The 14646-nt window shown below is 36.6% G+C and carries 15 protein-coding genes and 2 pseudogenes; 10 read left to right on the top strand and 7 right to left on the bottom strand.

What is annotated here, in order from left to right:
* Positions 1-50: 50 nt before the first annotated feature.
* Positions 51-968 carry a GerMN domain-containing protein gene (locus tag JO40_RS07320; protein WP_044978768.1) on the top strand — a complete coding sequence of 306 codons (918 nt, stop codon included), beginning with the start codon at positions 51-53 and terminating at the stop codon, positions 966-968.
* A gap of 154 nt (positions 969-1122) precedes the next feature.
* On the opposite strand, the gene JO40_RS07315 is transcribed toward JO40_RS07320, so the two are convergent.
* Complete coding sequence (locus JO40_RS07315) at positions 1123-1674, bottom strand: STAS domain-containing protein (protein WP_044978767.1); 552 nt, start codon at positions 1672-1674, stop codon at positions 1123-1125.
* 280 nt (positions 1675-1954) lie between these two features.
* Between JO40_RS07315 and JO40_RS07310 the strand changes: the two genes are divergently transcribed.
* The 3 genes from JO40_RS07310 to JO40_RS07300 are packed head-to-tail and all read left to right on the top strand — an operon-like array spanning position 1955 to position 3929.
* Positions 1955-2689, top strand: coding sequence for an RNA methyltransferase (locus tag JO40_RS07310; RefSeq protein WP_044978766.1), 735 nt, complete (start codon positions 1955-1957; stop codon positions 2687-2689).
* 32 nt (positions 2690-2721) lie between these two features.
* The gene (pyrH, locus tag JO40_RS07305) at positions 2722-3417 is read left to right on the top strand and encodes a UMP kinase (RefSeq protein WP_044978765.1); all 696 of its coding nucleotides are present in this window, start codon (positions 2722-2724) and stop codon (positions 3415-3417) included.
* Complete coding sequence (locus JO40_RS07300) at positions 3417-3929, top strand: DnaJ domain-containing protein (protein ID WP_044978764.1); 513 nt, start codon at positions 3417-3419, stop codon at positions 3927-3929. The genes pyrH and JO40_RS07300 overlap by 1 nt, the downstream gene beginning before the upstream one ends.
* 52 nt (positions 3930-3981) lie before the next feature.
* On the opposite strand, the gene infA is transcribed toward JO40_RS07300, so the two are convergent.
* A complete protein-coding gene (infA, locus tag JO40_RS07295; RefSeq protein WP_044978763.1) occupies positions 3982-4200 on the bottom strand; it encodes a translation initiation factor IF-1 in 219 nt (72 codons plus the stop codon).
* A gap of 107 nt (positions 4201-4307) precedes the next feature.
* Here infA and JO40_RS07290 point away from each other — a divergent pair, with 107 nt between their 5' ends.
* Complete coding sequence (locus JO40_RS07290; RefSeq protein WP_044978762.1) at positions 4308-4667, top strand: TraR/DksA family transcriptional regulator; 360 nt, start codon at positions 4308-4310, stop codon at positions 4665-4667.
* An 81-nt stretch (positions 4668-4748) separates the two neighbouring features.
* On the opposite strand, the gene ffh is transcribed toward JO40_RS07290, so the two are convergent.
* Positions 4749-6080 carry a signal recognition particle protein gene (gene ffh / locus JO40_RS07285; RefSeq protein ID WP_044978761.1) on the bottom strand — a complete coding sequence of 444 codons (1332 nt, stop codon included), beginning with the start codon at positions 6078-6080 and terminating at the stop codon, positions 4749-4751.
* A 1-nt stretch (position 6081) separates the two neighbouring features.
* Positions 6082-7155 carry an NAD(P)H-dependent glycerol-3-phosphate dehydrogenase gene (locus JO40_RS07280; RefSeq protein ID WP_044978760.1) on the bottom strand — a complete coding sequence of 358 codons (1074 nt, stop codon included), beginning with the start codon at positions 7153-7155 and terminating at the stop codon, positions 6082-6084.
* A gap of 110 nt (positions 7156-7265) precedes the next feature.
* On the opposite strand from JO40_RS07280, the gene JO40_RS07275 reads away from it, so the two are divergent.
* Positions 7266-8099 (top strand): substrate-binding periplasmic protein, encoded by an 834-nt coding sequence (locus tag JO40_RS07275; protein WP_044978759.1) that lies wholly within the window; start codon positions 7266-7268, stop codon positions 8097-8099.
* Positions 8100-8111: 12 nt separating this feature from the next.
* A complete protein-coding gene (locus JO40_RS07270) occupies positions 8112-8951 on the top strand; it encodes a substrate-binding periplasmic protein (protein ID WP_044978758.1) in 840 nt (279 codons plus the stop codon).
* Positions 8952-8960: 9 nt separating this feature from the next.
* Here JO40_RS07270 and JO40_RS07265 read toward each other — a convergent pair whose 3' ends face one another.
* Complete coding sequence (locus JO40_RS07265) at positions 8961-9509, bottom strand: hypothetical protein (RefSeq protein WP_044978757.1); 549 nt, start codon at positions 9507-9509, stop codon at positions 8961-8963.
* 97 nt (positions 9510-9606) lie between these two features.
* Here JO40_RS07265 and pbp4b point away from each other — a divergent pair.
* Both pbp4b and JO40_RS07255 read left to right on the top strand, forming a co-directional pair.
* Positions 9607-11585 (top strand): annotated as a pseudogene (gene pbp4b, locus JO40_RS15215) (penicillin binding protein PBP4B).
* Positions 11582-12802, top strand: coding sequence for an exo-beta-N-acetylmuramidase NamZ family protein (locus JO40_RS07255; RefSeq protein ID WP_044978756.1), 1221 nt, complete (start codon positions 11582-11584; stop codon positions 12800-12802). The pseudogene pbp4b and the gene JO40_RS07255 overlap by 4 nt, the downstream one beginning before the upstream one ends.
* Before the next feature lie 15 nt (positions 12803-12817).
* On the opposite strand, the gene JO40_RS07250 is transcribed toward JO40_RS07255, so the two are convergent.
* The gene (locus JO40_RS07250; RefSeq protein WP_420864558.1) at positions 12818-13126 is read right to left on the bottom strand and encodes a PD-(D/E)XK nuclease family transposase; all 309 of its coding nucleotides are present in this window, start codon (positions 13124-13126) and stop codon (positions 12818-12820) included.
* Between the two features lie 246 nt (positions 13127-13372).
* Positions 13373-13483, bottom strand: a pseudogene (locus JO40_RS13170) (PD-(D/E)XK nuclease family transposase); the annotation flags it as partial.
* 284 nt (positions 13484-13767) lie between these two features.
* On the opposite strand from JO40_RS13170, the gene JO40_RS07245 reads away from it, so the two are divergent.
* Positions 13768-14532 carry an Rpn family recombination-promoting nuclease/putative transposase gene (locus JO40_RS07245; RefSeq protein ID WP_044978755.1) on the top strand — a complete coding sequence of 255 codons (765 nt, stop codon included), beginning with the start codon at positions 13768-13770 and terminating at the stop codon, positions 14530-14532.
* The last annotated feature ends 114 nt before the right edge of the window (positions 14533-14646 follow it).

Genomic DNA, 14646 nt, shown 5'->3' with positions numbered 1-14646 from the left:
TATAAAAAGTATAGTATTTTTTTATAAAATATATTATTATGTCAGACATTATGGGAAAGAAAAATACATCTTTAGGCTGTTTTTTTTGGCTTGCATTTATTTTATTGGTCGCTCTCCTTTTTTTTATCAACAAAAATAATATCGCCCGTGTTTTTGAAAAAACGAATGCTATGAGCATATTCCAAAAAAAAGAATCTAAGGATGAAATACAAAAAGAAGCAGATATTGAGGGTATCCAAAACGAAATAGAAAAAATAAGAGCAGCAGAAAAAGATGAAGGAAAGCCTCCTGAAGAAGAAACAACCGAAGAAGAGGCAGAAAAACCGGTTGAGCAAAGTCAAAAAACGGTAAAAAAGACTACCGAAACGGAAAAAACAACGGAAAGAAATAAGTCGAAGGAAGAAAAAAAGACAGCTGCAAAAACATCAAACCAAGAAAATCAAAAAACGGAATCTCAAACCGGCAAAAAAAAGCCTGAAACTAAAAATAAAGATGAATCTAAAAAAGAAGAGTCTAAACTTGAACAAAAAAATGAAAAAACATCAGAAAAACGAAGCTCTAAAATTTATTTGATTAAAATAGAATCGGATGGGAAGCTGGTACGCAAGGCCGTTATACGCGAACTTGAAAAAACAGACTCACCTCTAACCGATGCCGTAAAAAGTCTTTTACAAGGCCCTACAACAGACGAAATAAAACAAGGCTACCGAACCTTTATTCCTCCGGATACAAAACTAATATCGATTGAGGTAAAAAACGGAATTGCCGAAATAAACATAAGTGAAGATTTTCAGTTTAATCGGTACGGTATCGAAGCCTACCAAGCCCAGCTTGCACAAATAGTACTTACTGCATGCGAATTTCCTACCGTAAGTTCCGTTCAATTTTTGATTCAAGGTAAGAAAAAAGAATATCTTGGGGCTGAGGGTATCTGGATAGGATCACCTCTTTCGGTTAATTCATTTTAAACTAGCCAAACCTAAGTTTGAACGTAAGTTTGAACGTCTTTATTTAGGGATTTATTGCAGCTCATAGCGCTTATAAGCTGCTTAAGCCTATGCGAAAGAAATCGATTTAGAATAAGCTGCAATTATTTTAATAAGGTTAAAATTAGTCCGGGGCTTAGCCCAAAAATACTTGAGCATTATTATCGATAGCCAATATGGTTTTACATTCAGAGCATCTAAAACGCCCTGACTTAGTAGCCTTAAGCTTTTTTGAACATATAGGGCAGGCAAATATTTTAGGAAAGACTTGAGCTGTTGCCGTGGTGTTTGAACTTTGGAAAAAAGCCACTGCATCGGACAAGGCATCCTTAATATTAAAAAATTGAGAAAAGCCCAAAAGCTGAAATATTTCGTAAACCTTAGGCTGGATATCCAATAAAACTATATCTCCACCCCTTGGTTTTACAGTCTTCAAGAATGCTGTAAATGAACCTATACCCGTAGATGAAACATAATTCAAAGCAGCACAGTTAAATACAATCTGTATAAAACCGCCGTCTATAACTTTAGCAATACGTTTCTGAAAAAACGCAGAGTTATATGTATCAATGTAGCCGTTTAAAAAAACAACTACGCACTTATCAAGTCCATCTACTCTTTGAAGCCGAATTTTCAAGCTATCATCTTTTTCATCATCAAAACCGGCTATAACACTGTTATTACTCATAATTCTCCCGATTCTTTCAAAATAAAGAAATAATCCAGTATCTCCATCCGGTATTATACTCTTTATTTTAAAAAAAGTCAAATATAAAACAAAAAATATCTATTTTTCTGTAACTTTTACTTTTAAAAATTCAAAGAACACCATAATAGAACAAAGACATTTCTTTACAGTTACAGTATCGGATGGTATATATTTGCCCTATAGCATATTTTATCAAATTTTTTAAAGATTATTTTTAATTTCGCTTGACATAAGAGCTGAATGACGGCAATATACAAAAATGAACTTTGAAAAAACGATTATTCTTTGCCGTCCTGAAACAAGCGCAAACATAGGAGCCGTATGCAGGGTTATGGCAAACACGGCTTTTGATGATTTAAGAATCACAGGAAAAAAAGAGGACTATGATGAAACCGAAGTCTTAAAACTTGCACTTCATGCCTCCCACATTTGGGAAAATGCGCATTTTTATCCTCCTACCGATGCCGGTTTAAAAGAAGCGGCGGCAGACTGTTCGGTTTTAATAGGAACCAGCAGGCGTACAGGACATAAACGTAAAGATTTAGGTATCAGCCCTGAGACTCTCTGTCTTGACTTAAAAAAATTTTATGGAGGCAGATTGGGCCTTGTTTTTGGAAATGAACGCACCGGTCTTACGGATGAAGAGCTTAATATGTGCTCTTTTTCCGTTAATATTCCCGCTGAAGAAAAATTCGGCTCTTACAACCTTTCCCATGCAGTTCTGATTCTTTGCTATTCTATTTATATAGCAGAAAAAGATAATCCGCTCATAGAAAAAAACATTTATTTAACAAAAGCTTCAATGAAGATAATTCAAGAAAACTCGGAACAGATATGCAAATACCTTTCAGGTCTGGGGCTATTCAAAAAAGGAGGGAAAAAAACAAATGAGACCTTTTTTATTGAGCTTTTATCATCTGCAGGAGCATCCGAATTCGATGTAATGCATTTAACTGAAATTTTTAAGAAACTTTTTTTTATGTATAGTTGTTAATATACGGATAATTATCCTTGAGGAGGGATATTATGGTGACTGTTTTGTCGGTAGGAGGCTCTATAGTAGCCCCGGATAAACCGGATTTTGTTTTTTTAGATAAATTTTCAAAAGCTGTAAGAGGGTGGCTTTCTCAAGACTCATCACGAAAACTGATTATGGTAATTGGAGGAGGAGCTCCTGCCAGAGACTATCAAAACGCTTATAGAACAGTCTGCGATTTATGTAAAAAGAACATAAGCAATGATGAAGCCGACTGGATAGGTATAATGGCAACAAGGCTAAATGCCCAGCTCGTAAGAGCCGTATTCTCCGACCTTTGCCCTAATCCTGTAGTTTATGACCCAACTACCGTTGATATGTTCGGAGGACAAATATTAGTTGCTGCCGGCTGGAAACCCGGTTTTTCTACAGATAATGATGCCGTACTTCTTGCCGAAAGGTTTTCAGGAAATTTGGTGGTAAACCTTTCAAATATTGCCAAGGTTTATACCGATGATCCCAAAAAAAATCCTGAAGCAAAGCCGATAGATAAAATTTCATGGGAAGATTTTATAAAACTAGTGGGAACGGAATGGGTTCCCGGGAAAAATACTCCTTTTGATCCTATAGCAAGTCAAAGAGCCCAAAAAGCAGGTATAAGGGTAATTTGTGCAGCAGGAAAAGACATTGAAAATTTGGAAAATATTCTCAATGGTGTAGAATTTAAGGGGACGGTGATCGGCTAATGGAAAATTATTACAACATACTGAATGTTTCTAAGTCTGCTGATGAAGAAGAAATTAAAAAGGCCTATAGAAACCTTGCTATGAAGTATCATCCCGACAAAAACCCGGGGAACAAAATAGCTGAAGAAAGGTTTAAAAGGATAAGCGAGGCTTATTCTATATTATCAAATCCGCAAAAACGAAAAGACTATGACCTAAGTATGGAAAGCACATTTACTTCCGGCACCTATACTTATAGGCAAAATGAAAATCCTTTTGGAGAAGACATATTTACCGCTGAATGGTGGCAAAACTGGAGAAAAACAAAAGAAAATAATACCAAGAAAAAAGAAAATATTCCCCGCAAAGAAGCCTTTAAAATCATTATACACGGGATATTGCTAACGATAGTAGGTATTTTGCTTTTTAAGAGTGTTATTTTTTTAGGAATTTTCGGTTTGCTTTTAGCCTTTTACCTTGTCTCGGAAGGTGTCATCCGAATACGGAAAGGCTATGCGGCGATATTCAGGTAGAGCTTACCTTTGATAAGGCTTATCAAAGATAAGGCTTACCTTGGGTAAGCTCTTATCTTTCTCTAAAGATAATTCTGCCTCTGGTCAAGTCATAGGGGGATAGGGCAACTTTAACCGTATCTCCCGGCACAATTTTAATATAATGTTTGCGCATTTTTCCCGATAAATGAGCTAAAATAACATGCCCGTTTTTTAACTCAACCCTAAACATAGTATTGGGGAGAGATTCCTTAACAATACCTTCAACTTCAATTGCTTCTTCTTTAGACACAAGACCTCCAAAAAAATGAATAAATTTCAAAAAAACATTTGCTTTTTTTTCAATTCAGCCGTATAATTCTAAAGTCTATTAAAAAAATTGTCAACTAGGAGACGTATATGAAAAAAAAGTTTATTGAGGAAATGAAAGAATACTTGCTAAAAGAAAGAGAGGAGATAATGACCTCTTTAAAGCGGAATGACGAAGAATATGCAGAAACTTTGGCAAACAGCATCCCCAAGGATTTTGCAGATTTGGCTTCGTATAGTACCGATAGGGATATGCTGGATTTTATCGGAGAAAGTAATATAAAAAAGCTCCAGAAGATTGATTCGGCATTGGAAAGAATAAGGGAAAGAAAATACGGCAAGTGTATTACCTGTAAGGAGCAGATACCTGAGGACAGGCTAAAAGCCCTGCCCTATGCTTTAAAATGTATTGCCTGTCAAAGCAAATCGGAAAAAAAGACGAGTCCATAAAATAAATCAAAACAAAGTATGATGCAGCATCAAAAAAGCCTTGATAGTTTCAAGGCTTTTTTGATTTTAAAGAGAGCAAATCTAGCCGAAAAGTCCGCCGGACATCATTTTTGCTTGAAGACCCTTGTTTTTTGACACCTTTCTCATCATTTGACGGGTCTTTTCAAATTGCTTTAAAAGTTTGTTTACATCGCCCACAGAGGTTCCTGAGCCCTTTGCAATACGTTTACGGCGAGGCGGTCCGATAATACGGAAATTATCCCTCTCCTTTAAGGTCATCGATTGAATTATGGCCTTTTGGCGTTTTAAAAGAGAAAGGTCCAGCTTATCTTTATCTATTTGGCCCGAAAGCCCGGGAATCATATCGAGCATTGACTCTAAAGGCCCCATCTTTTCGGCCTGCTCCAACTGCATGAGCATATCGGCAAGGCTGAAACTTTCGCTCTGCATCTTTTTTTGAAGCTTTTCCGCCTCTTCTTCATCATAAACAGCCTGAGCCTTTTCAACAAGAGAAACAATGTCTCCCATGCCCAAAATACGGCTTGCAATACGGTCGGGATAAAAGGGCTCAAGGTCTTCCAGCTTTTCGCCTGTTCCTATATAAAAAATAGGTTTTCCCGTTATGGTTTTTAAGGAAAGGGCGGCACCGCCTCTGGTATCGGAATCGAATTTTGTGAGTATTAAGCCCGATAGCCCTACCTGCTCGTCAAATTCCTTTGCAACATCAACAGCGCTTTGACCCGTCATTGAGTCGGCAACAAGGATGGTTTCCATAGGTTTTACGGCAGATTTAATATTGACGATTTCCTTCATCATGTCTTCATCGATTTGAAGGCGTCCTGCCGTATCGACTATGACCGTATCATAAAAGTTCTTTTTGGCAAAGGCCAGAGCATTTTTTGCGACCTTTACCGCATCCTTCGTTTCTTCTTTGTAAACAGGGACGCTGATGTTTTCTCCCAAAACGGAAAGCTGCTCTACGGCGGCAGGACGTACAAGGTCGCAGGCAGCCAAAAGAGGTTTTCGTCCTTCGTTTTTAAGTTTTAAGGCCAATTTTGCAGCACTGGTAGTCTTTCCCGAGCCTTGAAGCCCTAAAAAGAGGATTACCGATTGGGTATCAGGCCCTCTTAGATCGAGGGCTTTTTTTTCGTCCCCCAAAAAGGAGGTCATCTTATCGTATACAATCTTTGTAAACTGCTGCCCGGGATCTACGGATTTTAACACCCTTTCGCCCTTTGCTTCTTCGGCTGTGGCATTTATAAAACGGCGTACAACGCGCAAGTTTACATCGGCATCCAAAAGAGCTGTCTTAATCTCTTCAATTGTGTCTTCAATATTTTTTTCGGTAATTTTGGACTTGCCGCTCAATGAGCGCATTATTCCGCTGAATTTTTCGGTAATATTTTCGAGCATATTACTTTGCATCTCCCTTTAGTAAGTTTTCTATTAAGTCAAGAGGTTTTAATTCTTTGTTTAAGATTTTATAAAGTCCCGAACAAATAGGCAGTTTTAAATTTCTTTTTTCTGCAAGAATATTCAAGTATTTGCAGGCAACTACCCCTTCGGGCAAATAGCCTATTTTGTCGATATTTTTAATAAGATCATCCACATTCTCAAATGAAAGGAGAATCTTCTTTGTTATGATTTCGTTACCGAAACGGCGGTTTCTGCCGTATTTACTTCGGCAAGTTACATCCAAGTCCCCTACTCCGGAAATCGATGTAAATGTTTCAGGATGCGTTGCTCCCATGGCACGGCCTATTATCTGAATCTCGTTTAAGCCGGCAGCCAAGAGGAGGGATTCGGTATTGTCTCCGAAAATATCGGAGGTTACGGTTAAAGCGTCTAAAACACCGAAGGCGACGGCTACAACATTTTTAGCGGCTGCACATACCTGTACTCCGATTATATCCAAGCTGGAATAAACAAGCAAATTCCTCGATTTTAATATTTCGCGGCATCGGATAGAACACATGGGGTTTTGAGAAGCGGCAATCAGGCCGGTCAGCTTGCCTTCGGCTACCTCTTCGCCATGGCTTGGCCCCGCTACGTAAACCAGATGGTTTTTATAAAAATCCGGAAGCATTTTCTCCAAAACATCTATTATAAACTTGGGTTCACCGTTTTCATCGGGAATAAAGCCCTTTGTCAATACCGCTATCGTCGGATAAGGCATTGCTCCATCGTCATGGCTAAAAGGAGCGAATTTCAGAAGTTCTTCAACAGTAGAAGTTAAATAAAGTGAAGGGCTCGCTAAAAAAATAAAGGCAGCGTCTTTACATACCTCTTTCATATCAGTAGACGCAGAAACTGTTTTAGGCAACTTATGGCTAGGCAAATATTTTACATTTATATGGCCGGTATTTATCGAATCGGCAACGTCAGCAGTATGGCTCCAAAGCACAACTGTGTGTCCGTTTTTTCCGAGCGAACAGGCCACGGCCGTTCCCCAAGAACCGGCTCCGATAACGGCAATCTTATCGTTCACAAATTTCTCCTGATTCACACTCTATCATTTTTTAGCAAAAGTTTCAATAAAGAAAAACAAGCTTCTTTTCCGTTCTTTACAATTTGCAAATACTATGATATATTAAGCACATGCGTAATAAATTAAACTCAAAAGCGTTTTTCTTTGCGGTAATTTTATTGATTACATTGTTTTTTTCATGCAGAAAAAAAGAAAGCGATACAATGTATGCTGATGATACATCTTTAGTCGAAGTTCTCGTAAATTCTAAAATCATTGTAGGAGTAGACTCACAAAATCCTCCTATGTGTTCTTACAATAGTGAAAATGAGATTGAAGGGTTTGATGTTGATGTTTTTAAAGAAATAGCGGATATACTGAATATTGATGTAGAATTTAAGACAATAGTTCCAAGTGAGGCGGAAAATCTAATCAATAGCAGAGCTATAGATTGTATCGCATCGGGCTTTTCCTATACGGATCAACGGAACGAAATTTATGAACTTACAAGGCCTTATTTACGCAATGCGGTAGTGCTTTTAACTTTAAAATCAAATAATATTAAAAATATAAAAGATTTAAAAGGGAAAAAAATAGCAGGACAAATGGGAGGCTTAGGACTTACTCTGATTAAAAACAATCCCGAATTGATGAATCAGATATATTTAGTAGAATACTTATATAATAACATACCGCAAATTCTGAACAGTTTAAAAAACCATGAAGTTGATGCCTGCGTAGGAGATATTTCAATTATGGCAACATATTTAACCAAGGAGCCTGATACTTATAGCCTCATTGAAGAAGCTATAGCCTTGGATTCCTTTGTATATGCTTTTAAAAAAGGAAGTACGGCTTTAAAAGAAGAAGTAGAAAACGCATTATTTGAAATGGAAGAGGCGGGAAGACTTGAAAAAATTTCAAGAAAATGGTTTGGCACAAATATGGTAATTTTTGGGAAATAAGGGTGTAATTATATGAAAAAAAATCCGAATTATGTTTTTAAACTAAACTTGATGTTTTTATTTATTGCCTTGGCAGTTTCGGCTTGTACTCCAAAAGAAGTCTCAGGCAAGAAAAAAAAGAACGATGTTTCACTTGCAAAGGTTCTTGTAAAAAAAGAATTTATAATAGGTGTTAGGGATGATCTGCCCCCCTTTTCTTTTTTAAACCTTTTTACAACAAAGCTGGAGGGCTATGATATTGAAGTAGCTGAAGAACTGTGCAAAAACATGAAAATAAAACCGATTTTTAAAGCTATTGCATGGAACGAAAGGGATAAACTGCTTAACAATGGAGAGATTGACTGCATATGGAGCGGCTTTTCATACAGTAAAGAACGTGACGAGGCGTATTCACTGACAACACCTTATATAAAGAGTGCCGTAATATTGGTTGTAAAAGATAAAGACCCTTATTATTCTATTCAAGACATAAGAGAAAAAAAGATAGGTGTTATAGCTTTGTCATCTATACACGCAAATCTTAAAAAGGCGGAATTAACTTATGGCGTATTTAAAAATACGGTTGTATTTCAGAAAGCACAGGACGCCTTAAATGCTCTTGAAAAAGATGAAATAAATTGCATCGTCTATGATCTTTTATCTATAAATAGTTTAATGCAGGCCAAAACCGGCTCATATAGGGTTCTCGATGAAGCCATAGCCTATGAAGAATATGTTATAGCCTTCAGAAAAGAAGACATCGCTCTTATGAATGCCGTCGAATCCACCTTAAAAGATATGGCAAAAACCGATTTTTTAGAAAAAACCAGTAAAAAATGGTTTGGCGCAAACGTTTCTATCATAGGACGTTAGCCCTTAAACTTATTTTGTATAAACGGAAACTATCTCGCAAATGTAAACATAATGAAAATCTTTTTTGGGGTATGAATCTATAACAATCTGCGGGTCAATAAATAAATCCATATCAAATTTACTTCGATAAAGTTTACGGCACACAAGAACGGTCTGAGCCTGTTCAAAAGATACGGCACCGTCTTCAAGCATTACGGGTTTTAAGCCTGTTTCCTTTGCCTTATCTACATTACGGCCTGAAACTGTCCCGCAAAAAGCCAGCATCCCCTTAGCCCATGGGTCATTTTCGTCAAAAAAAGAAAGAGTTATATAATCTTCTTTATCGGCAAATTCGGCAGTATATCTTGTAGGTCTTATATAAACCGTAGCTGTAAGTTTATTCCACAAAAAGCCTATATTTCCCCAGCCGGCTGTCATTGTATTCCACTTGCCTTTTTCCGTTCCGGATCCTGCAGTCAGTAAAAAACCCTCATTATGAGAACCGGTAATCGATGAAACAGGCTTTATCAATTTATCCAGAATTTTGGCACTAGCCTTTTGCATTTTAAATTTTGACATAAATTACCTCCGAATTCATTATATACGATAATCATTTTATGTGCAAGAAGAAATTTCTCTTCTTTTATATTTCTAATTTTTATGATACAATGGATAAATGAAGAAATTTTTGTGCATTTTTTTTTCTGCCCTAATATTATCATGCCGATCGGCACAAGGATTAAAGATAAAAACCGATTCAGCAGAAGCGGACATTTATACATCGGAAAAAAATGAAGAAAGTTTTGCCGGCTTTCAAACGGAGGTAAGCTTTCCTCCGGAGGAAGAAAAATATGATCCTTCAATTTTACCGAACAACTTTATTCCTTTTAAGGCTTATACCGGACAGGGCTATCTTTACTTTCATACTGAAAATGTAAAAAAATTTCTTTTATATTTAAACGGGAAAAAAATAGATACAAAAAAAATCTGTAAAAATAAATATACTCAAATTTATATCGGAGATGAAGTAATAAACGGCACCAATAACTTACTCATTACAAATATTGAAGCCGAAAAAGATGATAAGGGCTTTTCGAAAACCTATACCTTATCGGTAAAAATCCCCTACCCTTCCATTATCAAAAAAGAAGAAAAATTAAATGATGTAAATTATAGGGCATTTCAAATAATAGATGACATCATGGAGGCTCAAACAGCAAACGGATTTCCCTCGATTCAGCTTGTAGTGGTAAAAAACGGAAGGATGATAAAAAACTCAGCCTACGGTTATATCAGCACTGTGGACGAATTCGGAGAATCCCTGATGCAAAAAAACAAAAAGCCTATTACAAAAGACACTCTTTTTGATTTGGCCAGCAACACCAAAATGTATACGGTAAATTTTGCCTTACAAAAACTTATATCCGAAGAAAAGATTTCGATCTATGATAAGGTAAAAGATTTTTTTCCTGATTTTAAGGATAAAAAAAGGATCGGTTTAAGGGAAAAAGCGAAATTACGGTTGAGGACTTATTAAAACATCAAGCAGGTTTTCCGGCAGGGGCACAGTATTATGTGAACAAAAAAATAACACAAAAAAAGAAAACCGATAAAAGACAAAATAAGGAAATTGTTTTAGAGCTGATTTGTAACACGCCCTTAATATATTCTCCGCGTACCGAGGTTTTATATTCAGATATAGATTATATGCTCTTAGGTTTGATTATAGAAAAAGTAACAGGCCTTCCCTTAGATAAGTATACGGAAGAAAATCTTTATAAGCCCTTAAATCTATCTTCGGTTTGCTATGAGCCATTAAAAAAAGGATTTACAAAAGAGGATATTACCGCAACCGAAATACGGGCCGTCAAAAGAACAAAGGACGAAAAATTCAAAGACATAAAATACTTGCCTGTTCACGGAACGGTACACGACCCTGAAGCCTACAATGCAATGGATCAGGTAAGCGGCCATGCAGGGCTTTTTGCAAATGCCGAAAGTATAGCAGTCCTGGCTCAGGTCATGCTGAACGGCGGCGGATACGGAAATATAAAGCTATTTGATTCAAGCGTTTTAAATTTATTTACCAGTCAGGGGAATTTTTTTTCGCAGGCAGGCTTGGGATGGAGAAGACAGGGGCTTAATAACAGCTATGCTTGGGCTTTCTCTCAGCTTGCAAGTGCGGACACAATAGGGCACACAGGCTGGACTGGAACGCTGACCCTAATCGATCCTAAAGAAGATTTAATAATCATAATCTTTACAAGTGCAAAAAACACCCCTGCCCTTTTTGGAAAAAACTTGCGCGGAAAATATGAGGGCGATTTTTATCTTGCAAAAAACTATGGAGCCATTACCACCCTTATTTATTCCGCATTTAAAAACTATGATAATGCTATGCTGGACCAAATGCTTATAGAACTTGCGGCAGGCAGAAAAGAACTTATAAATATGATTCCTGAAATTTATGATAACGAGGGAACCCTCAAGGATTTAACAGCCATAATGGAAGCCATAAAAGAACAATCAAAGCAATCCGCAATATTGAGGAAGTTTTTAAAAAGCGAAAAAGCTATGGCCATACTTGCAGAAATCCAATCAAGAAATTCAAAGAAAAACTTGGCAAAAAAACAAGCTGAAGGAACGGCAAAATGAAGAAAAAGCTTTTTTTATTTTGCTTTTGTAGTCTTGCCCTCATGGTTTTTGCAGAAAAAAAATTGAATAAGCCGAACAAGGCCGATTTTAAAACAGGCATTGAACGCGTAGACGAATTTTTTAATCTTTTTAAAGGAAAAAGAATAGGATTAATTACCAACCAAACAGGCATAGACTCTTTAGGAAGATCAAGCATCGAAATCTTATACGAAAAGACTAATCTTTTAAGCCTTTTTTCTCCGGAACACGGAATAAGGGGAAATGCGCGGGAAGGAGCCGGTATCTCCAACACGGTAGATAAAAAAACAGGCCTTACCGTTTACAGCCTTTACGGAAAAACAAAGCGGCCCACAAAAGAGATGCTGCAAGAAATAGATGTTTTATGCTTCGATATTCAGGATGTAGGAGCAAGATTTTACACATATATTTACACAATGGCCTATGCAATGGAAGCATGCGCCCGTGACGGAAAAACCTTTGTTGTGTTTGACAGGCCCAATCCCATAAACGGAATAAATGTCGAGGGGAATATTTTGGAAGAAGAATATAAATCCTTTACGGGCTATTTTCCGATTGTACAAAGGCACGGAATGACCGTCGGAGAATTAGCCCTAATGTTCAATAAAGAATTTAAGATAGGCTGTAACTTAAAAATAGTCCCCATGCAGGGCTGGAACCGTGAAGATTATTTTGAAGACCTTAATTTAATGTGGGTTCCGCCCTCGCCAAATATTCCTACAGCCGATACGGCCTTAGTTTATTCGGGCTTTTGTATCTTTGAAGGAGTAAACATTTCGGTAGGAAGAGGAACAACCATGCCCTTTAAATACATAGGAGCCCCCTATATAGATGCCGAGGCTCTAGCAGAAGCTCTAAATGCCATCAAGCTTGAGGGAGTCTTTTTTAGACCCGCCTATTTTACTCCGTCTCTTTCGGTTTATAAGGATGAGCTATGCGGAGGAGTTCAAATCATCGTAAAGGATAAAAAGAGATTCTCGCCTGTAAAAAGTGCAATTGCGGTGATGTATACAATAAGGGAAATGTATCCCGATAGTTTTAAGATAAATAACTACCCTGCCGAACTCTGCGGCCTCAATTTATTAAGCGGAACAAACAAGCTAAGCTCGATGAGTCTTTCCTTAGATGAATACTTTCAATTTATCGAAAAAGACGAAAAAAAATTTTTGAAGATGAGGGAAAAATATTTGATTTATTAAAAAGGCGAATGTCAATTAATTAATCGCTTCTACTTCTTCTTTTGTAAGACCGGTCATTGTACAAATTTCGGCAATCGGGTAATTATGCATACGCATCAGCTTTGCCGTTTCGAGAGCTTTTTGGTATGCACCTTTATCAAGACTTTCTTGTATTCCAGCTTCAATACCTTCTTGATAACCCACATGTTTCCAAGAGGCCTTGTCATGTTCGTATTTCATTCGGTTTTCATAAAGCCACTTCTCTTTTGGGCTCATTTCCATTACAGAAATAGCGGCATTTGCTTTTTTCATCATCTCTGAATTTTCTGCTAACACTTCTCTCACCTCCTGATTAATTAGGGGAGGAAAGACACTTTTTCGGATAAAAGATTTCTTTACCTCGAAACTCCGTTGGTTGTTACCCTCCCCTATAACCCCTCCTATCTTCAAAAGAACCGCTTAGGGCTTGGATTGCTACGCCAGCTTGCAATCACTAAGAACCCGTCTTATTTTGTAAATTTTTAGCATTATCTTTATTAAAGATATTACCATATAAATATCAATTTTTCAATAGTTAAAAAACATATTACTATCCAATATACATTCTAACAAGTCCTGTAGTACGTCCTTGTTTTCCTCAGTGCCGAAGACTCTTTTAAAAGCATAGTCGTTGCGGAGAGTTATTTTAAATAATTGCTTCATATCAAACTCCATGACAAATTATTTAAAAGAAGAAAAACTTTTCCTCTTTCATAATTATTGTATGAAAAGTTTGCAACAGATAGCAAAAATTTTAAAAAGAATTACGTTTTATTGATTATTTAACCGCAGCGAGCGCAAAGGGTTGAGCTCACGCTCAACTTCGCAAAGGAATTTTTAAAAACTGCATAGATTATAAAAATCTTTTTATATTTTACTATTTTTTTTAAATAATAACTATAAATATAATGAGGAGGGAGAATATAAAAAAATTAAGGAGAAAACAAATGATTAAGAAGTTTGAAGATTTAACATTTACCGATGACTTTATGTTCTGTAAAGTTATGCAAAATACGGATTTGTGTAAAAGACTTATTGAAATGATACTATCAGACACAATAGGCAAAATTGCATATATTTCGGTACAGCATAATATTAACACCTATGAACAGGCTAAATCCGTAAGATTTGATGTTCTGGTTCAAACTGAAAACGGTAAATTCTACGATGTGGAAATGCAGGTAAGTAACGAGAAGAATATACCCAAAAGAATGAGATTTTACCAAGCAGCCATAGATATTTCATTCTTGGATAAGGGGAATTTCTATAACGATTTAAACGACTGCTTTATAATTTTTATTTGTACTTTTGACGCTATCGATAAAAATAGGCCTATTTATACTTTTGAAAACATCTGTCTTGAAGATAAAAATATATCTTTACAAGATGGAACGAAAAAGGTTATAATAAATGCGGAAGCCTTTAAAGACACTAAAAACAAAGAATTAAAGGAATTTTTAGAATATCTTAAAACAGGCAAAACAAAGAGTGAATTTACAAGGGAGATAGAGGCTATGATACAAACAATAAAAGAAAACGAACAAGCAAGACAAGAATATAGGTTAATGTCTACTTTTGAGATGGACGCTAGGTATAAAGGTATTTATGAAACTAAGAGAGAAACAGCCAAACTTATGAAAATGGAAAAACTGGATATGTCTTTAATTAAAAAGATAACCGGTCTTCCCGAAGAAGAGATTGAAAAACTGTAAGTTAGGGGCTCCGCCCCTAAGAACCCGCATTGTTATCAAATTTTTAGTTTAATCTTTCTTTAGCTGAGATTGAAAACAGAGGGATTGCGGTAAGTCTAAAGACGGTTCTGCAGA

It is taken from the genome of Treponema putidum (assembly GCF_000755145.1).
GTDB lineage: Bacteria > Spirochaetota > Spirochaetia > Treponematales > Treponemataceae > Treponema_B > Treponema_B putidum.
The sequence above is the reverse complement of the archived record's forward strand: the minus strand, read 5'-3'. Positions and strand labels throughout refer to the sequence as shown.

Bases quoted from the DNA above. Each gene is read 5' to 3' on its own strand.
- JO40_RS07265 (WP_044978757.1), bottom strand. From the start codon at position 9,509: ATGTCAAAATTTAAAATGCAAAAGGCTAGTGCCAAAATTCTGGATAAA.
- JO40_RS07310 (WP_044978766.1), top strand. From the start codon at position 1,955: ATGAACTTTGAAAAAACGATTATTCTTTGCCGTCCTGAAACAAGCGCA.
- ffh (WP_044978761.1), bottom strand. From the start codon at position 6,080: ATGCTCGAAAATATTACCGAAAAATTCAGCGGAATAATGCGCTCATTG.
- pyrH (WP_044978765.1), top strand. From the start codon at position 2,722: ATGGTGACTGTTTTGTCGGTAGGAGGCTCTATAGTAGCCCCGGATAAA.
- JO40_RS07245 (WP_044978755.1), top strand. From the start codon at position 13,768: ATGATTAAGAAGTTTGAAGATTTAACATTTACCGATGACTTTATGTTC.
- JO40_RS07315 (WP_044978767.1), bottom strand. From the start codon at position 1,674: ATGAGTAATAACAGTGTTATAGCCGGTTTTGATGATGAAAAAGATGAT.
- JO40_RS07290 (WP_044978762.1), top strand. From the start codon at position 4,308: ATGAAAAAAAAGTTTATTGAGGAAATGAAAGAATACTTGCTAAAAGAA.
- JO40_RS07255 (WP_044978756.1), top strand. From the start codon at position 11,582: ATGAAGAAAAAGCTTTTTTTATTTTGCTTTTGTAGTCTTGCCCTCATG.
- JO40_RS07270 (WP_044978758.1), top strand. From the start codon at position 8,112: ATGAAAAAAAATCCGAATTATGTTTTTAAACTAAACTTGATGTTTTTA.
- JO40_RS07320 (WP_044978768.1), top strand. From the start codon at position 51: ATGGGAAAGAAAAATACATCTTTAGGCTGTTTTTTTTGGCTTGCATTT.
- JO40_RS07275 (WP_044978759.1), top strand. From the start codon at position 7,266: ATGCGTAATAAATTAAACTCAAAAGCGTTTTTCTTTGCGGTAATTTTA.
- JO40_RS07300 (WP_044978764.1), top strand. From the start codon at position 3,417: ATGGAAAATTATTACAACATACTGAATGTTTCTAAGTCTGCTGATGAA.